Annotated in this window: 22 protein-coding genes and 1 pseudogene; 12 read left to right on the top strand and 11 right to left on the bottom strand. The window is 66.1% G+C overall.

Annotation, left to right across the window (positions count from 1 at the left end):
- The 4 genes from ABDV69_RS01665 to ABDV69_RS01650 form a co-directional block, all read right to left on the bottom strand.
- Complete coding sequence (locus ABDV69_RS01665) at positions 1 to 2,901, bottom strand: MMPL family transporter (protein WP_343571615.1); 2,901 nt, start codon at positions 2,899 to 2,901, stop codon at positions 1 to 3.
- Positions 2,898 to 3,344, bottom strand: a complete 447-nt coding sequence (locus ABDV69_RS01660) for an MmpS family transport accessory protein (RefSeq protein ID WP_343571614.1) — start codon at positions 3,342 to 3,344, stop codon at positions 2,898 to 2,900. The genes ABDV69_RS01665 and ABDV69_RS01660 overlap by 4 nt, the downstream gene beginning before the upstream one ends.
- Positions 3,341 to 3,940: a TetR/AcrR family transcriptional regulator gene (locus tag ABDV69_RS01655; RefSeq protein WP_343571613.1), complete on the bottom strand. Its 600-nt coding sequence runs from the start codon at positions 3,938 to 3,940 to the stop codon at positions 3,341 to 3,343. The genes ABDV69_RS01660 and ABDV69_RS01655 overlap by 4 nt, the downstream gene beginning before the upstream one ends.
- 69 nt (positions 3,941 to 4,009) lie before the next feature.
- Positions 4,010 to 4,720 (bottom strand): histidine phosphatase family protein, encoded by a 711-nt coding sequence (locus ABDV69_RS01650; RefSeq protein ID WP_343571612.1) that lies wholly within the window; start codon positions 4,718 to 4,720, stop codon positions 4,010 to 4,012.
- Positions 4,721 to 4,841: 121 nt separating this feature from the next.
- On the opposite strand from ABDV69_RS01650, the gene ABDV69_RS01645 reads away from it, so the two are divergent.
- From ABDV69_RS01645 to ABDV69_RS01635, 3 genes are read left to right on the top strand one after another with little or no spacing between them, the layout of a single operon-like run.
- Positions 4,842 to 5,726, top strand: a complete 885-nt coding sequence (locus ABDV69_RS01645) for a MaoC/PaaZ C-terminal domain-containing protein (protein ID WP_343571611.1) — start codon at positions 4,842 to 4,844, stop codon at positions 5,724 to 5,726.
- 28 nt (positions 5,727 to 5,754) lie between these two features.
- A complete protein-coding gene (locus ABDV69_RS01640) occupies positions 5,755 to 5,940 on the top strand; it encodes a hypothetical protein (RefSeq protein ID WP_343571610.1) in 186 nt (61 codons plus the stop codon).
- Complete coding sequence (locus ABDV69_RS01635; protein ID WP_343571609.1) at positions 5,940 to 6,356, top strand: PaaI family thioesterase; 417 nt, start codon at positions 5,940 to 5,942, stop codon at positions 6,354 to 6,356. The genes ABDV69_RS01640 and ABDV69_RS01635 overlap by 1 nt, the downstream gene beginning before the upstream one ends.
- On the opposite strand, the gene otsB is transcribed toward ABDV69_RS01635, so the two are convergent.
- Together otsB and ABDV69_RS01625 are read right to left on the bottom strand one after the other, a co-directional pair.
- Complete coding sequence (gene otsB, locus ABDV69_RS01630) at positions 6,357 to 7,454, bottom strand: trehalose-phosphatase (RefSeq protein WP_343571608.1); 1,098 nt, start codon at positions 7,452 to 7,454, stop codon at positions 6,357 to 6,359.
- A 61-nt stretch (positions 7,455 to 7,515) separates the two neighbouring features.
- On the bottom strand, positions 7,516 to 8,919 hold the full coding sequence (locus tag ABDV69_RS01625) for a wax ester/triacylglycerol synthase family O-acyltransferase (protein WP_343571607.1): 1,404 nt from the start codon (positions 8,917 to 8,919) through the stop codon (positions 7,516 to 7,518).
- Between the two features lie 291 nt (positions 8,920 to 9,210).
- Between ABDV69_RS01625 and ABDV69_RS01620 the strand changes: the two genes are divergently transcribed.
- Both ABDV69_RS01620 and ABDV69_RS01615 read left to right on the top strand, forming a co-directional pair.
- The gene (locus ABDV69_RS01620) at positions 9,211 to 12,495 is read left to right on the top strand and encodes an error-prone DNA polymerase (RefSeq protein ID WP_343571606.1); all 3,285 of its coding nucleotides are present in this window, start codon (positions 9,211 to 9,213) and stop codon (positions 12,493 to 12,495) included.
- Positions 12,496 to 12,508: 13 nt separating this feature from the next.
- Complete coding sequence (locus ABDV69_RS01615; RefSeq protein WP_343571605.1) at positions 12,509 to 13,153, top strand: nitroreductase family protein; 645 nt, start codon at positions 12,509 to 12,511, stop codon at positions 13,151 to 13,153.
- 44 nt (positions 13,154 to 13,197) lie between these two features.
- Here the strand turns inward: ABDV69_RS01615 and ABDV69_RS01610 are convergent, their stop codons facing one another.
- On the bottom strand, positions 13,198 to 13,668 hold the full coding sequence (locus tag ABDV69_RS01610) for a tRNA (cytidine(34)-2'-O)-methyltransferase (protein WP_343571604.1): 471 nt from the start codon (positions 13,666 to 13,668) through the stop codon (positions 13,198 to 13,200).
- Positions 13,669 to 13,949: 281 nt separating this feature from the next.
- Positions 13,950 to 14,114 carry a hypothetical protein gene (locus tag ABDV69_RS01605; RefSeq protein ID WP_343571603.1) on the bottom strand — a complete coding sequence of 55 codons (165 nt, stop codon included), beginning with the start codon at positions 14,112 to 14,114 and terminating at the stop codon, positions 13,950 to 13,952.
- Position 14,115: 1 nt separating this feature from the next.
- Here ABDV69_RS01605 and ABDV69_RS01600 point away from each other — a divergent pair, with 1 nt between their 5' ends.
- The 4 genes from ABDV69_RS01600 to ABDV69_RS01585 are packed head-to-tail and all read left to right on the top strand — an operon-like array spanning position 14,116 to position 18,160.
- Positions 14,116 to 16,701: an ATP-binding protein gene (locus tag ABDV69_RS01600; protein WP_343571602.1), complete on the top strand. Its 2,586-nt coding sequence runs from the start codon at positions 14,116 to 14,118 to the stop codon at positions 16,699 to 16,701.
- On the top strand, positions 16,702 to 17,187 hold the full coding sequence (locus ABDV69_RS01595; protein ID WP_343571601.1) for a roadblock/LC7 domain-containing protein: 486 nt from the start codon (positions 16,702 to 16,704) through the stop codon (positions 17,185 to 17,187).
- A gap of 6 nt (positions 17,188 to 17,193) precedes the next feature.
- Entirely contained in the window at positions 17,194 to 17,577 is a 384-nt protein-coding gene (locus ABDV69_RS01590) for a DUF742 domain-containing protein (protein ID WP_343571600.1), read from the top strand.
- Complete coding sequence (locus tag ABDV69_RS01585) at positions 17,558 to 18,160, top strand: ATP/GTP-binding protein (protein ID WP_343571599.1); 603 nt, start codon at positions 17,558 to 17,560, stop codon at positions 18,158 to 18,160. The genes ABDV69_RS01590 and ABDV69_RS01585 overlap by 20 nt, the downstream gene beginning before the upstream one ends.
- Before the next feature lie 98 nt (positions 18,161 to 18,258).
- Here ABDV69_RS01585 and ABDV69_RS01580 read toward each other — a convergent pair whose 3' ends face one another.
- Positions 18,259 to 20,946, bottom strand: a complete 2,688-nt coding sequence (locus ABDV69_RS01580) for an FHA domain-containing protein (protein WP_343571805.1) — start codon at positions 20,944 to 20,946, stop codon at positions 18,259 to 18,261.
- A gap of 52 nt (positions 20,947 to 20,998) precedes the next feature.
- A complete protein-coding gene (locus ABDV69_RS01575; RefSeq protein ID WP_343571598.1) occupies positions 20,999 to 22,201 on the bottom strand; it encodes an NADH:flavin oxidoreductase in 1,203 nt (400 codons plus the stop codon).
- Positions 22,202 to 22,360: 159 nt separating this feature from the next.
- Between ABDV69_RS01575 and ABDV69_RS01570 the strand changes: the two genes are divergently transcribed.
- Both ABDV69_RS01570 and ABDV69_RS01565 read left to right on the top strand, forming a co-directional pair.
- Entirely contained in the window at positions 22,361 to 23,209 is an 849-nt protein-coding gene (locus tag ABDV69_RS01570; protein WP_343571597.1) for a bifunctional methylenetetrahydrofolate dehydrogenase/methenyltetrahydrofolate cyclohydrolase, read from the top strand.
- Positions 23,210 to 23,211: 2 nt separating this feature from the next.
- Complete coding sequence (locus tag ABDV69_RS01565; RefSeq protein WP_343571596.1) at positions 23,212 to 23,484, top strand: DUF3017 domain-containing protein; 273 nt, start codon at positions 23,212 to 23,214, stop codon at positions 23,482 to 23,484.
- Here ABDV69_RS01565 and ABDV69_RS01560 read toward each other — a convergent pair.
- Positions 23,484 to 23,867, bottom strand: a pseudogene (locus tag ABDV69_RS01560) (DUF732 domain-containing protein); the annotation flags it as partial. The gene ABDV69_RS01565 and the pseudogene ABDV69_RS01560 sit on opposite strands and share 1 nt — an antisense overlap.
- 140 nt (positions 23,868 to 24,007) lie before the next feature.
- Here ABDV69_RS01560 and ABDV69_RS01555 point away from each other — a divergent pair.
- Positions 24,008 to 25,435, top strand: a complete 1,428-nt coding sequence (locus ABDV69_RS01555; protein WP_343571595.1) for an FAD-binding oxidoreductase — start codon at positions 24,008 to 24,010, stop codon at positions 25,433 to 25,435.
- Positions 25,436 to 25,638: the final 203 nt, after the last annotated feature.

The following is a 25,638-nucleotide window of genomic DNA, read 5'->3' as shown; positions in this document are numbered from 1 at the left end:
TCAGCGGGACGGCGCCACCGAGTCTTTTTCATCTGGGTCGTCCCACAGCAGCAGCTGGCGAACCGCGGGGCGCGGGCCGTAGGGGCGCAGCATCGAACTGGCCGGACGCGGGCGCACCCGCAGCGGCCACCAGAACCACCGGCCGAGCAGCGTCGCGATCGACGGGGTCATGAACGACCGGACGATCAGGGTGTCGAACAACAGTCCCAGACCGATCGTGGTGCCGATCTGACCGAGCGTCTGCAGGCCGCTGAAGACGAACCCGCACATCGTCACCGCGAAGACCAGACCGGCGGCGGTCACCACCGAACCGGAGCCGGCCATGGCCCGGATGATGCCGGTCTTGAGCCCCGCGGGGATCTCTTCCTTGAACCGTGAGATCAGCAGCAGGTTGTAGTCGGATCCCACCGCCAGTAGCAGGATGACCGCCAAAGGGAGTACCACCCAATACAATTCGATACCCAGGAGGTACTGCCACAGCAGAACCGAAAGACCGAACGAGGCGCCCAGCGACAATGCCACGGTGCCGACGATCACGATCGCGGCGACCAGGCTTCGGGTGATGATCATCATGATCAACAAGATCAGGCTCAGCGAGGCGACGGCGACAATCAATATGTCGTAACTCGCCATGTCTTGGATGTCATGGTAGGTCGAGGCCGTCCCGCCGAGATAGAAGCTCGCGCCCGCCAACGGCGTGTTCTTCACCGCCTCGTGCGCGGCTTGCTTGATCGGCTCGACGTGGGAGATGGCGGCGGGCTCTGCCGGGTCGCCTTCGTGGGTGATGATCATCCGCGCCGCTTTGCCATCCGGCGACAAGAACAGTTTCAGCCCCCGCTGGAAATCGGCGTTGGTGAAGACTTCTGGCGGCAGGTAGAACAAATCGTCGTTTTTGGCCTTGTCGAACGCCTGCCCGAGTGCGGCCGGATTGTCGTTGGCGACGCTCGACTGCGCGGCGATGCCGGAATTGGTGGCGAAGTTCTTCAGCACCAGCTCCTGGTTGATCTCTTGGCTGGCGATCTGGGGCGGGATCAGCCCCACCAGCCGCGGCTGGATCGCATCGAGCTGGTCCAGGCTGGCGGTGAGGTCTTTGAATTTCTCGGTGAGCTGGTCGATGCTGTCCAGCGTTTCGAAAGTGTTGCGCAGGGCGAAGCACACCGGAATGTCATAGCAGTGCTTTTCCCAGTAGAAGTAACTGTGCAGCGGCCGGAAGAAGTCGTCGAAGTTCGCCAGCCTGTCTCGTACCTCGGAAATGATCGCCAGGGTTTCGTGAAATTTCTTGGTCTCGTCATGGGTGGCGCCGGCGAGTTGCTGTTGCAGGACATATTGCTGCCGCAGGATGCCAATCGTCTTCGTCAGTTCGTCCGACTGCCTTAACAAGTCGCGCGCGCGATCCATCTGGTACTTCAGATTCTGCACCTGTCCGACGCTCTGCTGGCTGATCTGGAAAGCGATCGAACTGTGGTCCAGCGGGGCCCCCAATGGCCGGGTGATGGACTGCACCTGGGCGATACCGGGTATGTGCACAACGCCTTTGGCCACCTTGTCCAGGACCAGCATGTCGGCCGGATTACGCAAGTCGTGGTCGGCCTCGATCATCAACAGCTCGGGCTCCAACCGGGAACGGGAGAAGTGCCGCTCCGCGGCGGTGTATCCGACGTTGGCCGCGGCGGTGGCCGGCAGATAGGGCCGGGTGTCGTAGCTGGTCTTGTAGCCGGGCAGGGCGAGCAGGCCGATGAGAGCAATTGCGATGGATACCACCAGGATTGGCCCGGGCCAGCGGACGATGGCGGTGCCGATGCGCCGCCAGCCGCGGGTCTGCAGCACGCGCTTGGGGTCGAACAGACCGAAATGGCCGGCGACGACCAGCACGGCCGGGCCCAGGGTGAGCGAGGCTGCCAGCGCGATCAGGATCCCGATCGCCGCGGGCAAGCCCAAACTCTGAAAGTAGGGCAGCCGGGTGAAACTGAGGCACGCGACCGCGCTGGCGACGGTCAGGCCCGAGCCCAAGACGACATGTGCGGTTCCGCGATACATGCTGTAGTAGGCGGCTTCTCGCTCTTCGCCGGCGGAGCGGGCCTCTTGATAACGGCCGACGAAAAAGATCGCGTAGTCCGTTCCCGCCGCGATCACCAGCAACGTCAGCAGATTCGTCGCGTATGTCGACAGCCCCAGGATTCCGGCATTGCCCAAGAAGGCGACGAATCCGCGCGCCGCGGCCATCTCGACGAGGACCGTCGCGAGGACCAAAACCGTGGTGACGAACGATCGGTAGACAAAAAACAGCATCACCGCGATCACCGCGACGGTCAGGGCGGTGACCTTGTTCGAGCCTTTGCTGCCCTCGGTGAACTGATCGGCGATCAGCGGCGCCGCGCCGGTGACATAGGCCTTGACGCCCTTCGGCAGCTGCACATGATCGACGATGTCGCGGACAGCATCGACGGACTCGTTGGCTTCTGCCTCGCCCTGGCTTCCGGCCAGGAATAGCTGGACGTATGCCGCCTTGCCGTCACTGCTCTGCGAGCCCGCCGCCGTCAGCGTGTCGCCCCAGAAGTCCTGGATGTGCTGGACGTGCTTGGTGTCCTGCTCCAGTTTGTGGATCAACGCGTCATAGAACTTGTGGGCTTCGGCGCCAAGCGGCTGGTCGCCTTCCAGGACGATCATCGCCGAACTGTCGGTGTCGAATTCGTGGAACACTTTGCCGATGTGTTTGAACGCCTGATACGACGGTGCCTCGGGGGAGCTGAGGCCGACGTTGTGCAGCCTGCCGACCTCTTCTAGTTGCGGCACAAAGATATTCGGTATCGCGGCCAACGCGATCCAGAACAACAGGATCGGCACGGCCAGCCGACGGACGGTGTGCGCGGTGGTGGGCTGCCGATCGCTGTGATCGCTCATCCTGACTTGTCCAGGCAGAAGGTGTAGGCGCTCATTTCGTTGACGGTCCTTTCGTCTTTGACGACGCCGTTGACGATGATGCGGCAGCCCAACGTGGGGCCGTTGCCTTGCGCAACCAGGTTGGCGATGACCGCGGGATCGGTGGTCGTGATGGTGTAGGACCACGGCAGCGGCGCGTTGTCGACGCGTTGTGGTGCGGCGTGGACGTCTTGGTAGTTGATGGTTGCGGTTGCGCCCGGCGCGCCGAAAACCTCATAGACAACGTGTTTGGGGCTGAAGGGAATGATCTCGTTCGAGATTCCGCTGGCGTGCGACGCGCTGTTGTGCGAGCCGGACGCGCCGTGCAGTCGGTAGACGCCGAACCCGGCGAGCGACACCACCACGACGGCGACCAGGATCATCCACCGCCGTCTCACCAGACCGGTCACCGAGAAGCGTTTCATCCATTCACCTTTCGGGTCAGGCTCGGGATGACGACGTCGTCGACCAGGGCTTCCACCGTCTGCTCGGTGGGTGGTCGGTTCGGCATGATCGACCGGAAGATCAGATAGCCCGGCAGCAGGTCCCAGAGCTCGTCGCTGATGGCAGCGGCGTCGATCTCACCGCGCAGTGCGGCGTCGCGCAGGACGTCCTGCATCAGGGCCTTGCGCTGGTCGAGAAACTGCAACTGCAGGGCGTCCCGTAGCGCGGGCTGATGCGACACCTCGACGAGCACGGCGCGGATGACGCCGGCCTGTTCGTGGGTTTGCCGGCTGATCAGGTGCCCCAGGCGCAGCAGATCGCCGCGCAGCGTGCCGGTCTGCGGATGCACCGCGATCTGGCGGACGCCCTCGATAAAAGCCGCCAACACCAGCTCGGCCTTCGAGGGCCAGCGCCGGTACACGGTGGCCTTGCTGGCCCGTGCGCGGGCGGCCACAGCGTCCAGGGTCAGGCGGTCGTAGCCGTGCTCCTGCAACAAGTGCAGCGTGACATCGAGCAACTCGGTTTCGCGCGGCGACCAGGGTGAAGGTGCTGCGCCACGCTGAACTGTCCCGGCCACAGCTGCTAACCATAGGGAAATAATGACAGTACTGTCCAGTACCGTACTGTCGGGGACGACCTGTTCAGGTCAATAGCTGAAGTCTTTGATCCCGTCCCAGTCGAGCAACGTCCAGCCCATCGTGGGGCTACCGGTGATCACCACGCGGCCCAGATCGGGCAGCGGATGTTTGGTCGCCAGGCTGTCCTTGGGGTTCTTCACATTCATCAGCGTCCAGTACATGATCGACTCGCCATGCGAGAAAGCCACCGGCTTGCTGTTACCGCTGTCGTAGATCTTCTGCACCGCCGCGCTGAACTGCTCGTTGAACTCCTGACCGCTAATTGACCCGGGGATGGCTTCTTGCAGATCGCCATTCAGCCAACCGGCTGGCGCGAGCAGATACGTCAGGTCCGCGCGCTTCGCCGGGGTGTCGTTGTACCAACCCGCGTTGATTTCCCGCAGTCCGGGCAAAATTTCGACGTGCTTACCCAGCGCGCGGGCCAACGGCGCCGCGGTCTGCTGGGCTCGGAGCATATTGGAGGCGTAGACGCCGTCGAAGTTGTTGCGGGACAACTGGTGGGCGAGCTGCTGGGCTTGGCCCTGCCCCTCCTCGGTCAAGTCGGGGCCTGGGATGTCGGTGTTGATGACGTGCTCGGCGTTGCTCTGCGACTGGGCATGCCGGATGAAGGTCAGGGTGATGCTGCGTACATGCGGTGATCCCGAGCAGGCGCTGACGGTGACAACGGCGGCGAGGACGGCAGCGGCCTTCCAGATGACGGTGCGGGTGCGTTTGCGCATAGCCACAGCCTGCCTTGCCGAGGCCCTCGACGTGGGGCGTTTGCCAGGGTTGGCCCGATAAATCAGCCAAATGGCCGAGTGATGGAATGGCCCTCCGAACCTGACCGAAAAGGAGACCCGCATGGCGATCGACCCGAATGCCGTCGGCGCGACCACCGAACCCATGTTGTTCGAGTGGACCGACCGCGACACCTTGCTCTACGCCCTCGGTGTGGGCGCCGGTCTCGACGACCTGAAGTTCACCACCGAGAACAGCCACGGCATCGACCAGCAGGTGCTGCCGACCTACGCGGTGATCTGCTGTCCGGCGTTCGGTGCGGCCGGCAAGGTTGGATCGTTCAACTGGGCAATGCTGCTGCACGGTTCGCAGGGCATCCGGCTGCACGCGCCGCTGCCGCCCGCGGGGAAGCTGTCGGTGGTCACCGAGGTGGCCGACATTCAAGACAAGGGCGAAGGCAAGAACGCGATCATCATGTTGCGCGGTCGCGGCAGCGACCCCGACACCGGGGCACTGGTCGCCGAAACGCAGACCACGCTGGTGATCCGCGGCGAGGGTGGCGTCGGAGGACAGCCGGGCGAGCGCCCCGTCGCGCCGGAGATCCCCGACCGCGAGCCCGATGCCCGGGTCGCGCTGCCCACCCGCAAAGACCAACCGCTGATCTACCGGCTCTCCGGCGATCGCAATCCGTTGCACAGCGACCCGTGGTTCGCCAAGGAGTTGGCCGGCTTCCCGGAGCCGATCATGCACGGCCTGTGCACCTACGGGTTCGCCGGTCGCGCGCTGATCGCCGAACTCGGCAGCGGGGACGCCCACGCCATCACCGCCATCGACGCGCGATTCACCAAACCGGTGTTTCCCGGCGAAACGCTGACCACGCTGATCTGGCGCACCGAACCCGGCAAGGCGGTGTTCCGCACCCTAGCTTCTGGCGCCTCCGGCCCCGAGGACGGCAGCAATGCCCGGCTGGTGCTCGAGGACGGTGCCGTGGAGTACACCGAGGTTTAGCCGCGCCCTCAACGTGGCAGTCTCGGGCATGGCATTCAAACTCACCTACAGCGACGGGCAGGCCACCGACTACGACGACAGCACCACCTGGGAAGTCGACAGTGGTGTCGTCAAGCTGGGTCGCGACCACGGGGACTGGACGGTCTTCGTCTCGCCGAGTCATTGGGCGACACTCGAACTCGACACCGGCAAAGACGACGACGAAGACGGCTGATGTCGCTGGGTGACTTTGACTGCCGCCCGTTACCTGTCAGGTTGTCGGGCTGTCCGGGCGGCCCGACCGAACGCGCCGAGCCCACCGATGCCGCAGGCCCCGAAGTGGTTGTGCTGAGCCTGGATTGGGTGCGTGGTTTGACCACCGGCAACGACATATTGCACGGCGGGATCGTGATGGCACTGGCGGACTCGTCCGGCGCGGTGTGCGCATTCCTGAATCTCCCCGAGGGCACCGCCGGCACCACCACCATCGAATCCAAGACCAACTTCATGGCTGCCATCCGCGCCGGCACCGTCAAGGCGCACAGCCGTCCGCTGCACGTCGGACGGCGTGTCATCGTGGTCGAAACGGAGATCCGCGGCGACAACGGCAAGTTGGCGGCTAAAACCATTCAGTCGCAAGCGGTTTTGTGATCAATCCGCGAGCCGGCGGGCGAGCCGCTCGGTGAATTCCCGGACCCGGTCGGGGTCGTCCAGCGCATAGCGGGCAGCGGTGGCGCGGTCCCCGTCGTCGCGGTGTCGCACCAGGATTGCGATACCGTCGTCGGCTACCGCGTCGAAGGCATCCTCGTCGGTGATGTCGTCGCCGAGATAGATCGGTAGTCGCGGGCCGCCGCCTTCGTTGTCGCGGATGTGGTCGAGCACCCAGCGCAACGTTTTCCCCTTGTCCCAGTCGACATCTGGACGTAGCTCGATGACTTCGCGGCCGGTCGTCACGCGCAGGGCGGTTCGCTGCCCGGCGCTGCGCACCGCCGCAGCCACCTCGCCGACGCGGTCACGTGCCGCGTTGCGATAGTGCACAGCCACGCCGAATCGCTTGTGCTCCACCATCACACCCGGAATATCGCCGAGCTGGTCGGCCAGCTCGGCGGCGGCTTCCGCCAGCAGCGGGACGCTCGCCGCGGCCTCCGCGTTCTCGTGGTGCTCGCCGTCGGGACCGGTCAGCTCGAATCCATGACTGCCCGCGTACCACAGGCCGGGCAGGCCGATCCGATCCCGCACGTCGGCCAGGTCGCGACCGCTCAAGATCGCCACCGGGCATCGGGCGCTCAGCGATGTCAGCGCATCGGCCGCGCCGTCGACCAGCCGCGCGGAATCGGGGTCGTTGACGATCTCGGACAGTGTGCCGTCGAAGTCGTAGAACACCGCGGGTTCAGCCAGGGCATTGAGCGCCTGCATACCGTCGAGCAGTTCGGACATCCGCCGATCCCCGGTGCGAACGCCGATGTCGTTGACATCGTTGACCACGGCGTCGGCACCAGGCAATTCAGCGGTCGCGATCACCAGTGCGAATCCGGCGGCCCGCGCAACCGACGCGCCCTCATCGGTGGACGTGACGACGGCGCAGCGACCCGCTCGCACCTCAAGTCTGTCGGCCGACGCGGCAAGCGCAGCGGCCTGCGATCGCGCGACGCGCACACCGGCGTCGCGCAGTCTCGCCAGGAACGCGGCGTTGGGCTCACCGTCAAACAGCACGGCGTCCAGGCGGCGTGGGTCGATGGTGACCGACATTGCCCGCCCTGCCTTCCCGCCCCGTCGTCGCGGTGCCGATAGTCAGGTTAGTCGGTGAGCGTCAGACGGTTTTCTTGTCGAACAGCAAGATCGAGTCTTGGGTGAGCAGGTCCAGGCGTGCGACCGCGATTTTGATGCCGTCGGCCAGTTCGCCGATGTCGGCTCCCGTGTCGTAGTCTGCGGTGATACCGAACACCAGGTCGTCGGCGTAACTCAGCACCGCGACTCCGGTGCGCAGCTGCAACGCGATCGGCGGGATCGGCAGCAGCCGACTGACTGTGCGGCCCATCATCTCCAGCCGACGGTGCGGACCCGGGACATTGGTAGCCAGCGTCACGATGCCACGCTGAGGCAGACGGGTGAGCAGTCGAATCAGCCACGAGGACAACATGAATGGGACGTAACCGGTCACCGATACCGCCATGTTGCCGGCCTGGCGCTGCCCGCCCTGCTTGGTCCGGGTCATCCGGCTGTGCACCGTGCGCAATTGCTGGAGCGGATCGTCCTGGTCGACTGGCAGGTAGGGCAACAGCATCGAGATTTTGTTGCCCGGCTGGTCGGCCGTGTCGGGGGAGCGCACCGACACCGGAACCAGGGTGCGTAACGAGTCCGGTCGGGGTTGCTCGCCGCGGTGCAGCAGAACGGAGCGAAAGCCCTCGGTGATTGCAGCCAGCGCGACGTCGTTGACGGTGACGTCGAACTTGTGGCAGACGTGCTCGACGTCGGCGAGCGGTACGCGGACCGCACGGTAACGGCGCATCGACGTCACGGGCCCGACCAGCGACGACCCAGCGGTCGGGCGCATCAGGCTGGTGGCGATTTCGGTCGCGCCGCCGACCGTACGGGTGACCGTGTTGGTGATTTCGGTGGCGGTTCGCCAGAGGCTGCCCAGTGGGCTGGTGCGGGGCGGGTTCTCGGGCACCGGCGTCAGATGCGGGCGCCGCTTGCCCCGCTTGCCCCGCTTGGCCACAGCGGGCCGCGCGAAGACGTCGCCGTCGAACTCATCGCACAGGCCCGCGAGAATCCGGGTCGCCGAGATCCCGTCGGCCATGCAATGGTGGACCTTCATCAAGATCGCCCACCGATTGCCCTTCAGGCCCTCGATGACCCAGCACTCCCACAGCGGGCGATCGCGATCCAATCTGCGCTCCAAGACGTCGGCGACAACGCGGAACAACTCGGTGTCATCGCCCGGCCGCGGCACTGCGATCCGGCGCACGTGACGGTTGACGTCGAAGGCGGGATCCTTCACCCACTGGGGCGCGCGTGCGTCGAAGAGTTGGATGCGCAGCATCTGGGTGCATCGAGGAATCGACTGAACACGCTCTGCCAGCACAGTTTTGAATTCTTCGTAGTTGGGTGCCGCGCCGTCGATGACGGCGATTGCGCCGATCGCCAAGCTGACATTGCGGTCCGAATCCTCGGCCATCAGGAAGCTGGCATCGAGCGTGTTGAGTTGCTCCACGGATCATCACCGCTTCTTCTCGGGGTCTCGCTTGGAATGTGTTTGATTATGGGTGGTGACCATTGGTCAGAGGTGGCGACGAGATTAATTTGTGTAAACAACTGGGGTCGGTTGTCTGGCAACGCAGTTGGATTGCCGCAGCGCGTTGGGTGGGTGGCGAACGATCACCGTTGTTTCTGAGAGTCTCTGATAATCAATCGAATTGGCGATGCCGGACGCACATCGACTTCGGCGACCGTGACAGCACACCCGCCGCTAGTCATTCGAACATATATTCGATACGCTGACTCGGTGGGTTGGAACAACGGACCGCCGGGCTGGTCGGAGATGGAGCGGGTGCTCTCCGGCAAGCCACGCCGTGCCGGCACGCCGACCGTGTGGACTCCGGCGGACGAGGCGCCCCGATCGCCCAGGCGAATGGCCTACCAGCCGCCGGACGAAGACCGCCCGAATCGCTCATCCGTCCCGTACGCCGAGTTGCACGCGCATTCCGCGTACAGCTTTCTCGACGGGGCCAGCGCGCCGGAGGAATTGGTCGAAGAGGCGGTGCGGCTGGGGCTGCGGGCCATCGCGCTGACCGACCACAACGGGCTCTACGGCGCGGTGCGCTTTGCCGAAGCGGCTGTGGAGTTGGACATGCGCACGGTGTTCGGTGCCGAGCTGTCGTTGGGGTCGGGTGCCCGAACCGACGACCCCGATCCGGCCGGCCCGCATCTGCTGGTGCTGGCTCGCGGGCCAGAAGGCTATCGCCGGCTGTCGCGGCAGCTGGCCGCGGCGCATCTGGCCGGCGGCGAGAAGGGCAAGCTGCGCTTCGACTACGACGCGCTCACCGAGGCGGCGGACGGCCACTGGCACATCTTGACCGGTTGCCGCAAAGGCCACGTCCGCTCCGCATTGTCCGCCGGCGGACCGGACGCGGCCTCGGTGGCACTGGCCGACCTGGTGGATCGGTTCGGTCGGAGGCGAGTCAGCGTCGAGCTGACCCACCACGGTTGCCCGGTCGACGACGACGTCAACGCCGAAATGGCTTTGTTGGCAGAGCGATTCGGACTCACCAGCATTGCAACTACTGGCGCGCATTTCGCGGCACCGGCGCGGCGCCAGCTGGCGATGGCGATGGGCGCGATACGGGCCAGGCAATCGCTGGACGAGGCCGCCGGCTGGCTGGCCCCGCTGGGCGGCTCGCATCTGCGCTCCGGTGCGGAGATGGCCCGGCTGTTCGCCCAGCACCCCGACGCGGTCACCGCCGCTGCCGAACTCGGCGAGCAGTGCGCCTTCGGCCTGGCGCTGATCGCCCCGCAGTTGCCGCCGTTCCCAGATGTACCGTCCGGTCACACCGAAGACAGCTGGCTGCGTGAGCTGACGATGGCCGGGGCGCAGCGTCGGTACGGCCCGCGCTCGCAGGCGCGCCAGGCGTATACCCAGATCGAGCACGAGCTGGAAATCATTGCACAACTGAAGTTTCCGGGTTATTTCCTGGTGGTCTACGACATCACCCGGTTCTGCCGGGAGAACAACATCCTGTGCCAGGGCAGGGGATCGGCGGCCAACTCGGCAGTCTGCTACGCGCTCGGCGTCACCGCGGTCGACCCAGTGGCCAACGAGTTACTGTTCGAGCGTTTTCTGTCGCCGGTCCGCGACGGCCCGCCCGACATCGACATCGACATCGAGTCGGATCTGCGTGAGCAGGTCATCCAGTACGTCTACGACAAATACGGCCGCGACTACGCCGCTCAGGTGGCCAACGTGATCACCTATCGCAGCCGTATCGCGGTGCGCGACATGGCTCGCGCCCTGGGATTCTCGCAAGGACAACAGGACGCCTGGAGCAAACAGATCAGCCATTGGAGTGGCCGCCCGTCGGACATCGACGGTATCCCCGAGCGGGTGATCGACCTTGCCGACCAGATCCAGAACCTGCCCCGGCACATGGGCATCCATTCCGGCGGCATGGTGATCTGTGACCGGCCGATCGCCGACGTCTGCCCGGTCGAATGGGCCCGCATGGAAAACCGCAGCGTGCTGCAGTGGGACAAAGACGATTGCGCGGCAATCGGTTTGGTGAAGTTTGACCTGCTCGGTCTGGGTATGCTCTCGGCGCTGCACTACGCCATCGACCTGGTGGACGAGCACAAAGGCATCAAGGTCGACCTGGCCACGCTGGACCTGTCCGAGCCGGCGGTCTACGAGATGTTGCAGCGCGCCGACTCCGTCGGCGTGTTCCAGGTGGAGTCGCGCGCGCAGATGGCCACGTTGCCGCGGCTGAAGCCGAGAGTGTTCTACGACCTGGTGGTCGAGGTGGCGTTGATCCGTCCGGGCCCCATTCAGGGCGGATCGGTGCACCCGTACATCCGGCGGCGCAACGGCCTCGACCCGGTCGTCTACGACCACCCGTCGATGGAACCGGCATTGCGGAAGACGTTGGGAGTGCCACTGTTTCAGGAGCAGCTGATGCAGATCGCGGTGGACTGCGCCGGCTTTACCGGCGCCGAGGCCGACCAACTGCGCCGCGCCATGGGATCCAAGCGGTCGACCGAACGCATGCAGCGGTTGCGCGGCCGGTTTTACGACGGCATGCGGAACCTGCACGGCGCCGCTGACGAGGTGATCGACCGGGTCTACGAAAAGCTGGAAGCATTCGCCAATTTCGGCTTCCCGGAGAGCCATTCGTTGAGCTTCGCGGCGTTGGTCTTCTATTCGTCGTGGTTCAAGCTGCATCACCCCGCGGCGTTCTGTGCGGCGCTGCTGCGGGCCCAGCCGATGGGCTTCTATTCACCGCAGTCGCTGGTGGCCGACGCCCGCCGGCACGGCGTGACGGTGCACGGTCCATGCGCGGCCGCCAGTGTGGTGCATGCCACGCTGGAGAACGCCGGAACCGAGGTGCGGTTGGGTCTGGGTGACGTGCGTCATATCGGCGAAAACCTGGCCGAGAAGCTGCTCGAGGAGCGAAAAGCGCACGGCCCCTTCAGTTCTCTGCTGGACATGACGAGCCGGGTCCAGTTGTCCGTGCCGCAGACCGAGGCGCTGGCCACCGCGGGAGCGTTGGGCTGCTTTGAGATGTCGCGGCGCGAGGCGCTGTGGGCGGCCGGCGCGGCCGCCACGGGTCGGCCTGATCGCCTGCCGGGGGTGGGCTCTTCGTCGCATGTGCCGTCGCTACCCGGGATGAGCGAGGTGGAGTTGGCCGCGGCCGACGTGTGGGCCACCGGCATCTCGCCGGACAGCTACCCGACCCAGTTCCTGCGGTCGGATCTCGACGCGATGGGCGTGATACCCGCCGCAGACCTGCTGTCGGTGCCCGACGGCGACCGGGTGCTGGTGGCCGGGGCGGTCACCCACCGGCAACGGCCCGGGACGGCGCGAGGGGTGACGTTCATCAACCTCGAGGACGAGACCGGGATGGTCAACGTGCTCTGCACACCGGGAGTGTGGGCACGTCACCGCAAGCTGGCCCAGTCGGCGTCGGCGCTGCTGATCCGCGGCCAGGTTCAAAATGCCAGTGGCGCAGTCACCGTCATGGCCGAGCGGTTCGGCGAGCTCACGTGCGAGATCGGATCGAAGTCCCGCGACTTCCGGTGAGTAGTCTCGCACCATGACCCTTGACCTTTCTGTCGACGAACTCCTCACCACCACCCGTTCGGTCCGTAAGCGCCTCGACTTCGACAAGCCGGTGTCGCACGAAGTCCTGATGGAATGCCTCGACTTGGCGCTGCAGGCGCCCACCGGGTCCAATTCCCAAGGCTGGCAATGGGTTTTCGTCGAGGACGAGGAGAAGAAGAAGGCGATCGCAGAGATCTACCTGGACAACGCCCGCGGCTACCTGAAGTCGCCGACGCCCGAATACGGCGACGGCGACGCCCGAGGTGAGCGGATGGGCGCGGTCAGGGATTCCGCGAGCTACCTCGCCGAGCACATGCATGAAGCGCCGGTGCTGATGATCCCGTGCATCGAAGGACGCGAAGACACCCAGCCTCTTGGCGGGGTGTCGTTCTGGGCGTCACTGTTCCCGGCGGTATGGAGCTACTGCCTGGCGCTGCGCTCGCGCGGGCTGGGCACCTGCTGGACCACGCTGCACCTCATTCGTGGCGGCGAAGACAAGGTGGCCGAGATAGTCGGCATCCCCTACGAGAAGTACAGCCAGGGTGGCCTGTTCCCGATCGCCTACACCAAGGGCACCGAGTTCAAGCCCGCCAAGCGATTGCCCGCCGAGCAGCTCACGCACTGGAACACCTGGTAGATCACCCAACGACCGGCACCCGGACCGCGACGGGGCCGGTGCTGTCACATCGTCGCCGCGCCGGCGAAGTTCTGCTGCCGCCACGCCTCATACACCGCAACCGCGGCCGCGTTGGCCAGGTTCAGCGACCGCCGCCCAGCCAGCATGGGGATGCGCACTCGCTCGGTGATGTGCGGATCGGCCAGTGTCGCCGCATCCAGCCCGGTGGGCTCGGGGCCGAACATCAGCACGTCGCCGGCCTGATAGCTGACGTCGGTGAACACATGCGTCGCGTGGGCGCTGAATGCAAACACCCGATGCGGCGCGATCGTCGCCCACGCCTCGTCCAGTGACGGATGGACCGTGACCGACGCGAGGTCGTGATAGTCCAGCCCGGCCCGACGCAGGTTGGGCTCCGAGAGGTCGAATCCCAACGGCTCAACGAGGTGAAGTTCTGTTCCGGTGGCGGCCGCCGTCCGGATTGCATTGCCCGTGTTCGGTGGGATTCGAGGTGAGTAGAACAGCAACCGGAACACAACACACGGTAACCGGGCAAGAGTCAGGCCCCATCACCCGATACCCGCCGTCGTCGGCGTGCGGGAGGCTTTTCGGATTGGTTGCCCGGCCTTCCACTGCAGAGTCTGAAGCGCGTCGGTGAACTCTGTCTGTTCAGTAAGAGTTGTGGTCACTGCCGCCACAGCCTGGCATACTCGCTAAATTGCCAGGCGGATAACGCTGGCCCGTCGCTCGGGGTGAGCGCAATTAGCAGGAAGTCTCATGAACGACGCGCTAACACTGGGATTCAGCGGAGCGGACGCTAACACCGCTCTGGTCCGGTGACCATGTTTGCCCGCTCCAAGTGGGCGATCTCGTCGTCGAAAAACGAACCCGCAGAGAGCAACAGAGTCGAGTCGGCATCGACGAAGCGGCCGGCATCGTGGTCGCTGCGAAATTGGCCGGTCCGGTGGAAAATCGTCGCCATTGTGGCGCTGCCACTCGTGCTGGCAATGGTGTTCGGCGGATTTCGCATTGCTGGTGCGCTCAGCGACGCGCATCGGCTCCGGTTGGCGGCCGACCGTGCCGAAATGGTTCCGGCCATTACCAAATACATGTCGGCGCTCGACGTCGCATTGCTGGCCAACTCGACCGGAGGCGACGCGAACGGCGCGAAGAAGAACTACGACGCCCGTAAAAGTGCGCTCGAAGCCCGGTTGCACGGCACCAACGTTGCGCCCGATGTGGCCGCCGGCGTCGAGGCCATGCTCGACGGCGGACAGTCGTTACTGGACAACGTCGAGTCGAACACCCTCGGCCTGCGTCCCCGAGTGACGACCTACGCGCCCATCTTGTTGACCGCCGAGAATGCGATCGACGGATCGGTGCGCGTTGACAGCGAGCAGATCCGGGCCCAGGCGCAGGGCCTCAGCCGGGCGATCGGGGCCCGCGGCCAGATGGTGATGCAGCAGATGCTGATTGCTGGCGGCGCCGACCTGCCCGAGCCCGAGCTGCGGACGTCGATGATCACCCTGGCCGGTACCGAGCCGTCCACCCTGTTCGGCATGGCCGAAGTGCTGGGTGTCGGCTCCCCGCAGGCCAAGATGCTGCAGCAGCAGATGGTGATCCGGATGGGCCTGATGTCCGATCCGGCGCAGAAGCTGGTGAACAACCCGGCGTTGCTGCACTCGGTGCAGACCACCGACGGGATCGCCGCGCAGATCGTCAAGGACAACACCGAGAAGTTGACCAAAGCCGTCGAGAACCAGGCCCACAACCGTCGCAACGCCGCGATCCGCGACACCGCGCTGGTGCTGTCCGCCATCGTCGCAGCACTCGTGATCGTGTTGCTGGTCGCGCGCTCGCTGGTCGCGCCGCTGCGGGTGCTGCGCGACGGCGCGTTGAAGGTTGCCCACGTCGACCTCGAGCGTGAGATCACCCGGGTGCGGGCCGGTGACGAATCGCCGCCCGAGCCGTTGCCGGTGTACACCACCGAGGAAATTGGCCAGGTCGCGCACGCAGTCGACGAATTGCACACGCAGGCATTGCTTTTGGCGGGTGACGAAGCGCGATTGCGGCATCTGGTCAACGACATGTTCGAGACGATGTCGCGGCGCAACCGGTCGCTGGTCGACCAGCAGCTCTCGCTGATCGACCGCCTCGAGCGCAACGAAGAAGATCCCGAGCGTCTCGACAGCCTGTTCCGTCTCGACCACCTGGCCACCCGGATGCGCCGCAACGGCGCGAACCTGCTGGTACTGGCCGGCTCGCAGAGCTCGCGCGGAGATCAGCGCACGGCCGTGCCGTTGTCGTCGATCATCGGTGCGGCCGCGTCCGAGGTCGAAGACTATCGCCGGGTCGAGACGTCGATGGTGCCCGATTGCACAATTGCCGGCGGCGCCTCCGGCGACATCGTCCACCTGCTTGCGGAGTTGATCGACAACGCGCTGCGCTACTCGCCGCCGGCGTCGCCGGTGCGGGTCTCGGCCGAATTCCGCAGCGACGGCGCGGTGCTGCTGCAGATCGTCGACGTCGGGCTGGGCATGACCGACGGCGACCGCCGGATCGCCAACATGCGCCTGCGGTCCGGGGGAGAGGTCAGCCCCGACAGCGCCCGGCACATGGGTCTCTTCGTGGTCGGTCGGCTGGCCGATCGGCACGCGATCCGGGTTCGGCTGCGCGGCTCGTCACTCGAGGAGGCGCGGTCGGGCACGACCGCGGAGGTGTATCTGCCGTCGACCGTGCTGGCCAGCGCCGACGGTGCGCCGGCGGCGCCGCACGAAACCGGGCCCGTCGCAGCAGCGGCCTTCCCGGCGCCGCCCGAGCCGCTGGTCGTCGCGCCCGAGTTCCCCTCGGAGTCCGAGGACAGTTCGCAGCGACACGGCTTGCACTCGACCGAGTCGTCGATCAGCCTGCTGCCTCGGCGCAGGCCCGGCAGTAGCGGTATCACCGGCGTCCCGGCCGCGCCAGCGCAGCACCCCGAGCCGTCGGGCACTGCCGAAGGGGCCACCGAGCCTTCCCCGGAACAGCCAGTGGCACAGCCGGTTTCGAATACCTCGTCGTTCTTCGGCTCGCGGGCCCGACTCAGCCGGGCGAACCTGAGGCGGTCCGAAACCGAGCCTGCCGCGCAGCGCGAAGTCGACGACGTCTGGGTGGCCGACGCGGCGCCGTCCGGCGATTCCCCCGACGACGACCTGATCTACAAGCAGATGCTCTCCGAGTGGCTGGTCGACCCCCGCGAGTTGGCGCAGAGCCCCGATCTGGACTGGCAGTCGGTGTGGGATCATGGCTGGTCAGCTGCCGCCGAAGTGGAGAACACGCCCGTGCAGACGCACACCGAACAGGGCCTGCCGGTGCGCGATCCCGGCGCACGACTGGTGCCCGGCGGTGGCGAGCGCAAGGGCAACGCACACCACCGCGCCGACGACAACGGGACCATCAACGGCGGAACCCGCACTCCCGCGCATCAAGCTCCGCTGCGCGACCCGGAGGCGGTACGCGCCTCGATGAGCAGCCATTTCGGCGGCGTCCGCGCCGGACGCTCGCATGCCCGCGACAACGACCAAGGATCTTAAATGACCTCTGGCTTCCCACCCGTGCAGCCGAGCCAACCCGCGCCCTCCGACAATTCCCTGGACTGGCTGGTGTCGAACTTCGTCCGCGAAGTCCGCGGGGTGTCGCACGCCATCCTGGTGTCCGTCGACGGGCTGCTGATCGCGGCCAGCGAGCGTCTGCCGAAGGAGCGGGCCGACCAGCTCGCCGCGGTCTCGTCGGGTCTGGCCAGCCTGGCCAACGGTGCCGCTCAGCTGTTCGAGGGGGGTCAGGTGCTGCAGTCGGTCGTGGAGATGCAGAACGGCTACCTGCTGCTGATGCAGGTCGGTGACGGGTCACATCTGGCAACGCTGGCGGCGACGTCGTGCGACATCGGGCAGATCGGATACGAGATGGCCGTCCTCGTCGAACGGGTGGGCAACGTCGTGCAATCGACCCGACGCGCTGGGTCGGATTATTCGGCTCCCGCTGGACGGCCCGCATCGTCACCGAGCGCCTCGCACTCGTGAGCTGCCATGGACATCCGCGAGCCAACGGGGTCTGAGCCGCCGCCACCTGAGGTGAGTCTGGTCCGGCCGTACACCCTGACCGCGGGCCGGACGAAGGCCAACATCGACATCCCGCTGGAAGCGCCGGTGCAGTCGCTCCAATCGGCGATGTTCCACCGGTGGCCGCGGGGCGACGTACGGGGCAGGATTGTGGATCTGTGCGTCAAGAGCCCGTCGGTGGCCGAAATATCGGCTCGGCTCAATTTGCCGCTCGGTGTCACGCGCGTGTTGGTCGGCGATTTGGTGACTTCGGGCTACCTTCGAGTTAACCGGACGTTGACCGAACGCTCCACCGTCGATGAACGCCGCGAATTGATAGGAAGGACGCTCCGTGGCCTACGAGCGCTCTGATTCGGGGGTCGCCCCTTCGCATAGGTCGCGCGACAACGCGTCAACCAAGATCGTCATCGCCGGTGGATTCGGCGCGGGCAAGACAACATTCGTCGGCGCGGTATCGGAGATCATGCCGCTGCGCACCGAGGCGATGGTCACCGACGCCTCTGCCGGCGTCGACATGGTGGACGCCACCCCGGACAAGCGGACCACCACGGTCGCCATGGATTTCGGCCGGATCACCCTCGATGAGGATCTGGTGCTCTACCTGTTCGGGACGCCCGGGCAGCGCCGATTCTGGTTCATGTGGGATGACCTGGTGCGCGGCGCGATCGGTGCGGTGATCCTGGTGGACTGCCGGCGTTTGCAAGACTGCTTCGCCGCCGTCGACTTCTTCGAGCATCGCAACCTGCCGTTCCTGATCGCGGTCAACGAATTCGACGGCATGCCAAGGTATCCCGCTGCCGAGGTGCGTAAGGCCCTGACGCTGCCGGCGCACGTCCCGGTGATCAACGTCGATGCCCGCGACCGCAGGTCGGCGACCGATGCCTTGATCGCGGTCAGCGAATATGCGCTGGCGAGTTTGTCGCCCACCGCGTAGTGGATTGGACTGATTGCGAGCGTTGTTGACGCGAGCACGCATCGCCGTCGAGCAGGCGCTGGCCCTTCGCGCGGCCCACGGCTTGCGGCTGGACGGTGCTAGCGCTTGAGCCTGATGGTCCACCGGACGTAGCCGGCGTAGAACAACGACAGCGCCGCGAGCATGCCCATGTCGAGAAGATAGATGTGTTTCGAGTACTGCCAGATCGGGTCGTTCGTCGGGATCTGCTTGACCTTCACCAAACCCGGGAAATCGATCGACGACGCCCCCGCGGCGTAACCCCAACGGCCGGGCGTCAGCCAGGACAGCTGGTTGAGTCCCGCCCGGCCGGTCACCGGGATCATCCCTCCAGCGAGCACCAGCTGCGACATGATCGACACCACCAGCAGCGGCATGATCTGCTCGTTGGACTGTGCGATCGCCGAGAGCATCAGGCCGAGAATGGCCGAGGCCACGCAGGTGCCGGCGACGGTGACGAACAGCGAAAACGTCGAGTCGTCGAAGAAGGGCGGGTGCGCGGTGGGCGCGCCCTTGCCGAATCTGACGATGATGGTCGCGATCGCCGCCTGGACAGTCGCGAACGCGCAGAACACGGCGACTTTCGCCAGCAGATAGGCGGTGGTAGAAAGACCGACCGCCTGTTCTCGCTTGAAGATCGGTCTCTCGCCGATCAAGTCACGGATGGTCAGCGCCGTGCCCATGAACACGGCCCCGATATTGAGCAGCACCATGATGTACTGCGGCTGGGTGGGCGCCAGTCCGAGCGGGTTGGCCGGACCCAGACCAGGTTTCGGCCCTTTCACGGTCAGCGACAGCGCACCGATCAGGAACGGCAGCACCGCCAAGAATATGGAGTAGCCGCGGTCGGAGATGACCAGCCGAATCTGGCGACGCGCGATCGTGGAGAACTGGCGCCGCAGGTCGGTGTGCACAGGTTCACCGAGGTCGGCAGGTGTTTGCGAAATCGGTGGCTTGGACTCCCGCCTGCTGCCGTCGCGTTCGATGAAGCGGCGGTTCGCTTCGTCGGGATCGGCGCCGACGTTGGCGAAGATGTCCGCCCAGTTGGTGGTACCCAATGCTTCGCCCACCTGGCTGGGGGGCCCGTTGAAGGCCATCTTGCCGCCAGGGGCCACCAGCAGAATCTGGTCGCAGACGTCCAGGTACGACACCGAGTGCGTGACCACCATCACCACCCGGCCGGCGTCGGCGAGCTGGCGCAGCATCAGCATCACCTGACGGTCCAGCGCCGGGTCCAGGCCGGAGGTCGGCTCGTCGAGCAGCAGCAGCGACGGCTGGGTCAGCAGTTCCAGCGCAACCGACGCGCGTTTGCGCTGACCGCCGGAGAGCTTGTCGACGCGGGTGTCGGCGTGCTTGGTGAGTTCGAGCTCCTCGAGCACCTGTGCGACGACCTGTGCGCGTTCCTCTTTGCTGGTGTCCGGCGGCAGCCGCAGCTCGGCGGCGTAGCCCAGCGCCTGGTTCACCGTCAGCTGGCGGTGCACCACGTCGTCCTGGGGCACCATCCCGATCCGGCTGCGCATGGTCGCGTACTCGGTGTGGATGTTGTGACCTTCGAACGTGACCGTTCCGGCGCTTGGCTTGGTGTATCCGGCGATCAACCGCGACAGCGTGGTCTTGCCCGCGCCGGACCCGCCGATGATCGCGGTCAGCGTGCCCGGCCGGGCCGTCAGCGAGATGCCGTCGATCAGTTCCTTGCCGTCGATCCGGAAGTGCACCCCGTTGACTTCCAGGCCACCGCTGCGTGTCGCGGCTTCGGTGCGGCGGACCAGGGTGCCATTGGTCAAGACGAGGTCGATGTTGCCGATCGTGACCACGTCGCCCTCGGTGAGCACCGCCGAGCCGACCCGCACGCCGTTGACGAAGGTGCCGTTGATGCTGTTGGCGTCCCGGATTTCGGTGCCGAGCGGCGAATCGACCAGGAATGCGTGGTGGCGCGACGCCAGCACGTCCTGGATCACGATGTCGTTGTCGTTGGCGCGACCGATCGTTGCCGAGCCTAGGGGCTTGTCCGGTGTCTGCGACCCGGGCATGATCGCCTGGATCATCTTGGTGGCCAGGTTGCCGACTTCGGGCGGTTTGCTGAGCGCTGTCGGACCCATCTCGGTCTTCGGCGCGTAGTTCGGCGGCGGGGGCGGCGGTTGCCGGTGTAGCGGCGGCGGGGGCGGCGCGTGATGGGGCGCGCTCGGCGGATACGTCGGCGGCCGCTGCGAAGCGCTGGGTTGGTAGGCCGGCTGCGGTGGCGCCGAGTAGGGCCGCCGCGGGCCCGGCGGGGGAGGGGGACCCGGAGGCCTCAGCCCGGGCTGCTGGCGCGGCATCGGTTGCGGTGCGTGCAGGGGTTGCGGTGCGTGCAGGGGTTGCGATGTGGGCAGCGGTTGCGGTGCGTGCGCCGGACCTGCGGGCGTCGGTGGGCTGGCGATCCGCATCGACGTCGTCTGCGGCGGCCGGCCGGCGACACCGTCGTGGCGGCCGATTTCGAATCTCAGCTGGGGACCGTCGGGATTGCCGATGCTGATCGTTTGGCCGTCTTGCAGGTCAATCACCGGCACCCGGTGCCCGTTGGCGTAGGTACCGTTCAGCGAGCCGTTGTCGATGGCCCGCCAGCGGCCCTGCTCGAAGCGCAGCAGCAGGTGTGCCCGGGATATCAGCGGATGTGTGATGCGCATGTCGGCGCGCAGATCACGGCCGATCACAATGTCGTGACCTGCGGCGAAGGTGCGTTGAGATCCGTCGTAGCGGACTGTCAGCGCGGGCGGGGAGACGTGACTCATCGCCCCCACATTAGCTGGATGGCTCACTGCACCGATCTTATCGGCTGGGCGTTCAATCCCTGCTGATTGACACGTTGTCAGGTGATCCGGTCACCACGCAGCGGGTGCGGGTGTAGACCGTCGGCATGCAGCGGTTGCAGTGCGTGCACGCGGAACGCACGCCGGCGCCGTCGCGGCCGATCCGGTTGATCAAGTCCGGCTCGGCCAGCAGCGCCCGACCCATCGCGACGAACTGGAAGCCTTCCGCCATGGCCAAATCCATCGTCTCGCGGTTGGTGATGCCGCCCAGCAGAATCAGCGGCATCGTCAGCTCGGCGCGGAATTGCTTGGCTTCGCGAAGCAGATAGGCCTCGCGGTAGGGGTATTCGCGCAGAAACTTGTTACCGGTCATCCGCATGCCCCAGCGCAGCGGTGGCTTGAACGCGCCGGCGAATTCCTTGCGCGGAGCGTCGCCGCGGAACAGGAACATCGGGTTGACCAGCGAACTGCCTGCGGTGAGTTCGATCGCGTCCAAGCCGCCGTCGGCCTGCAACCACTTGGCTGTGGTGAGCGCCTCCTCGACGGAAATACCGCCGCGCACGCCGTCGGACATGTTTAGCTTGGCGATCACCGCGATCTGGTCTTTGACAGCCCGCTTGACGGCCAGCACCATACCGCGGGCCACTTGGGCCCGGTTCTCCAGCGATCCGCCGAACTCGTCGGTGCGGCGGTTGATCAACGGGCTGAGAAACGAACTCGCCAAATAGTTGTGGCCCAAATGCACTTCGACGGCATCGAATCCGGCGTCCACGGCCAGTTTTGCGGCGTCGGCATGCGCGGCGATCACGTCGTCGATGTCCGCGCGGCTGGCCTTCCTGGCGAACCGCATGCCGATCGGGTTGAAGAACCGCACCGGCGCCAGCGCGGTGGCCTTGTTCGAGCGGGCGTTGGCGACCGGGCCCGCGTGCCCGATCTGGGCGCTGACCGCCGCGCCCTCAGCGTGAATCGCCTCGGTCAGCCGCCGGAAGCCGGGCACGGCTTCCGGACGCATCCAGATGCCGTTGCCCTCGGTGCGGCCGCCTTGCGACACCGCGCAGTAGGCCACCGTGGTCATGCCAACCCCGCCGGCGGCCGGCAATCGGTGATACTCGATGAGGTCGTCGCTGACCAGCGCGCCGGGTGTGCGGGCTTCGAAGGTCGCGGATTTGATGGTGCGATTGCGCAGCGTGATGGGTCCGAGTTTGGCCGGTGCCAGCACGTCCGGGGCTTCGGACATGGTCGGGAGCTTACGGTGATCGCAAGGGCGGCGGAGCCGAACGCAGCGGGTCGCCGTCGATCGGCCTTACGGTGATCGCAAGGGCGGCGGAGCCGAACGCAGCGGGTCGCCGTCGATCGGTACCGGGTCGGCATCGGCGGGCATGCCAGACTGAACGACGTGGCTGCAATCACGTTGGACGGCAAAATCACACGTGACGAGATCTTCGTCGCCCTGACGGAACGGGTGGCCGCGCTGACAGCGGCGGGCAAGACGCCCGGGCTGGGCACTGTCCTGGTAGGCGAGGATCCGGGGTCGCAGGCCTACGTCCGCGGCAAGCACGCCGACTGCGCCAAGGTGGGAATCACCTCCCTGCGCCGCGACCTGCCAGCCGACATCACCCAGGCCGAGCTCAACGAGACCATCGACGAACTCAACGCCAACCCGGAGTGCACCGGCTACATCGTCCAGTTGCCGCTGCCCCGGGGCCGGTTGGACGAGAACGCGGCTTTGGCACGCGTCGATCCCGCCAAGGACGCCGACGGCCTGCATCCGACCAATTTGGGCCGGTTGGTACTCATGGACCCCGCCCCGCTCCCGTGTACCCCGCGCGGCATCGTGCATCTGCTGCGGCGCTTCGACGTCGAGATCGCGGGCGCCCATGTCGTGGTGATCGGCCGTGGTGTGACGGTCGGCCGACCGCTCGGACTGCTGCTGACCCGCCGCTCCGAGAATGCGACGGTGACGTTGTGCCACACCGGAACTCACGATCTCGGTGCGCTGACGAAGCAGGCCGACATCATCGTTGCCGGAGTCGGTGTGCCGCACATGCTGACCCCGGACATGGTGCGTCCCGGCGCCGCAGTGATCGACGTCGGCGTGAGCCGGGTCGACGGAAAACTCACCGGCGACGTGCATCCCGACGTCTGGGAGGTCGCCGGCCACGTATCGCCCAATCCCGGTGGTGTGGGTCCGTTGACGCGTGCGTTCCTGCTGACCAACGTCGTCGAGTTGGCCGAGAGCCGCTGACCATGCGCCGACTGCGACCGCAATGGCCTTTTCTGTGGGTGGTCCTGATCTTTGTGGTCGCGTTCAGCTTGGCAGCGGCCAACTTCTGGCGTCGCGGCGCGCTGTTGATCGGGATCGGGGTCGGCGTGGCCGCTGTGCTGCGTTTGGTGCTCACCGAAGATCGCGCAGGCCTATTGGTGGTGCGTACCAAGGCAATTGACTTCACCACGATGGCGTCGGTCGCGGCAGCGATGGTCTACATCGCCTGGACGATCGACCCGCTGGGAACGCGTTAGACGCCGGGCCCTCTCGTTATGCCACTGGTCGTTACGCCGTTGCCGCCCAAGAGATTTGCCATCTGCTCGGGGCAGTAGGTCCGGATCGCGATAGTGGTGAACAGCCGGGCCGCCTGCGGCGACATGCCGCGATGCGCAACACCCGACGCGGCGGCGGCGAAACTGCCGCCCGGTTGGGCGAGCATCGGGCAGATGGACTGACCCACCGCCATCGCGTTGCCCGGTTCGCCGTACTCGATTCCGGCGTGGCTGAGCGCGTCGATGAAGTTGTCGTCGCTGGGATCTGCCCCACCGGGTATCGAGAATGCGGTGGCCACGCTGATCAGACACCCGACGCCCACCAGCGCGCGCACCATCAACGGCTGGTTGCTGAGCAACGGCATCCCCATGGCCACGAACTGTGCTCTACCCCAGTCACGTCCAGAACACGGCGCGGTAAAGGTTCACGCACATTTGGGGCGACACTCGGGTATGCGCGTGCTGTCGCGGCGTGTCTGGGGTTCGCGTGCATGACAATTCGGGTATGACGGGTGAGATCTCACGTCAGACGTTTCTGCGCGGCGGCGCAGTGGCGTTGGCGGCCGGCGCCTTTATCGGTTCGGGCCGTGCCGGCGGTGCGCCCGTTGCCTCCGGATGGGAGGGATTGGCTATCGGCGGGCCGGTAATCCAGCCGGATGCTCCGCAATTCGGTCCGGCCAAAGCGGTTTTCAACACCAACTACAACGGTTTGACGCCGGCGGCGGTCGTGGTCCCGATCTCGGCAGACGATGTGCAGAAGGCAATGGCGTTCGCTGCCACGAACAACCTCAAGGTCGCTCCGCGCGGCGGCGGGCATTCCTATGTCGGCGCGTCGACCGCTAACGGCACGATGGTGCTCGATCTGCGGCAACTGCCCGGCGGCGTCGAATACGACCCTGCCACCGGGCTGATCACCGTGCCGCCCGCGACGAGTCTGTATGCAATGCACCAGGTGTTGGCGGCGGCAGGCCGGGGCATTCCGACCGGTACCTGCCCGTCGGTCGGCGTTGCGGGCCACGCCCTGGGCGGTGGGCTGGGTGCGCATTCCCGGCACGCCGGGCTGATGTCCGACGCACTGCGATCGGCCACGGTGGTGCTGCCCGGCGGCCAAGCGGTCACCGCGTCGGCGAATTCCCAGCCCGACCTGTTCTGGGGATTGCGCGGCGGCGGGGGCGGAAACTTCGGCGTGACCACCTCACTGACGTTCGCGACGTTCCCGGCCGGTGAGGTGGACGTGGTGAACCTCGACTTCCCGCCGCAATCGTTCGTTCAGGTGCTGGTGGGCTGGCAGAACTGGCTGCGGACCGCCGACCGGAGTTGCTGGGCGCTGGCGGATGCCGCCGTCGACCCGATGGGCATGCACTGCCGCATCCTGGCGACCAGCCCGGCCGGATCGGGGGCCGGTGTGGCGTCGGCCATCACGTCGGCCGTCGGCATTCAACCGAGCGGCACCGAGAGCCACACGTTCAACTATCTGGACCTGACCAATTACCTCGCGGTCAACAACCTCAACCCCGCGCCGCTCGGATACGTCGGTGGCTCAGACGTTTTCGCGACCATTACGCCGGCTGTGGCGCAGGGTATCGCCGCGGCAGTCGACGCGTTTCCGCGCGGTGCGGGTCGCATGCTGGCGATCATGCATGCGCTCGACGGTGCCCTCGCCGATGTGCCGGTGGGAGCAACCGCCTTCCCGTGGCGCCGGCAATCGTCGTTGGTGCAGTGGTATGTCGAGACGTCCGATGTCTCAGGTGCTCGCGACTGGCTTGCTGCCGCCCACCGAGCCGTGCAGCCGTATTCGGTTGGCGGGTATGTCAATTACCTCGAGGCGTACCAGCCGGCGTCGCGGTACTTCGGCCCGAATCTGCCGCGGCTGGATGCCGTTCGGCAGAAGTACGACCCTGGCCGGGTGATGTTCTCCGGCATGCCGGTCTGAAATGGCCTGTTTTATCCACAGTTCTGCCTTTGTCCACCGTTGGCGTTCAGCGGGGTGCGGGGTGTCGGACCGTGTCGTTACAATTCGAACATGCGTTCTAGTAGTCGGGAAGAGGTGGTCGAGGTCCTCGACGCGCTCGAGGCCGATTACAAACGCGCCGTGGACCTGACGTTCGATGTGCTCACCACACCTGAGCGGTTGGC

Origin of the sequence: Mycobacterium sp., from assembly GCF_039583785.1 — a bacterium.
In the GTDB taxonomy this organism is placed as follows: domain Bacteria; phylum Actinomycetota; class Actinomycetes; order Mycobacteriales; family Mycobacteriaceae; genus Mycobacterium.
This window is presented reverse-complemented; position numbering and strand designations above follow the sequence as displayed.

Coding starts and splice junctions, on each gene's coding strand:
- ABDV69_RS01665 (WP_343571615.1), bottom strand. CDS start 2,901: ATGAGCGATCACAGCGATCGGCAGCCCACCACCGCGCACACCGTCCGT.
- ABDV69_RS01660 (WP_343571614.1), bottom strand. CDS start 3,344: ATGAAACGCTTCTCGGTGACCGGTCTGGTGAGACGGCGGTGGATGATC.
- ABDV69_RS01650 (WP_343571612.1), bottom strand. CDS start 4,720: ATGCGCAAACGCACCCGCACCGTCATCTGGAAGGCCGCTGCCGTCCTC.
- ABDV69_RS01645 (WP_343571611.1), top strand. CDS start 4,842: ATGGCGATCGACCCGAATGCCGTCGGCGCGACCACCGAACCCATGTTG.
- ABDV69_RS01640 (WP_343571610.1), top strand. CDS start 5,755: ATGGCATTCAAACTCACCTACAGCGACGGGCAGGCCACCGACTACGAC.
- ABDV69_RS01635 (WP_343571609.1), top strand. CDS start 5,940: ATGTCGCTGGGTGACTTTGACTGCCGCCCGTTACCTGTCAGGTTGTCG.
- otsB (WP_343571608.1), bottom strand. CDS start 7,454: ATGTCGGTCACCATCGACCCACGCCGCCTGGACGCCGTGCTGTTTGAC.
- ABDV69_RS01615 (WP_343571605.1), top strand. CDS start 12,509: ATGACCCTTGACCTTTCTGTCGACGAACTCCTCACCACCACCCGTTCG.
- ABDV69_RS01605 (WP_343571603.1), bottom strand. CDS start 14,114: ATGGCGACGATTTTCCACCGGACCGGCCAATTTCGCAGCGACCACGAT.
- ABDV69_RS01595 (WP_343571601.1), top strand. CDS start 16,702: ATGACCTCTGGCTTCCCACCCGTGCAGCCGAGCCAACCCGCGCCCTCC.
- ABDV69_RS01590 (WP_343571600.1), top strand. CDS start 17,194: ATGGACATCCGCGAGCCAACGGGGTCTGAGCCGCCGCCACCTGAGGTG.
- ABDV69_RS01580 (WP_343571805.1), bottom strand. CDS start 20,946: ATGAGTCACGTCTCCCCGCCCGCGCTGACAGTCCGCTACGACGGATCT.
- ABDV69_RS01575 (WP_343571598.1), bottom strand. CDS start 22,201: ATGTCCGAAGCCCCGGACGTGCTGGCACCGGCCAAACTCGGACCCATC.
- ABDV69_RS01565 (WP_343571596.1), top strand. CDS start 23,212: ATGCGCCGACTGCGACCGCAATGGCCTTTTCTGTGGGTGGTCCTGATC.
- ABDV69_RS01555 (WP_343571595.1), top strand. CDS start 24,008: ATGACGGGTGAGATCTCACGTCAGACGTTTCTGCGCGGCGGCGCAGTG.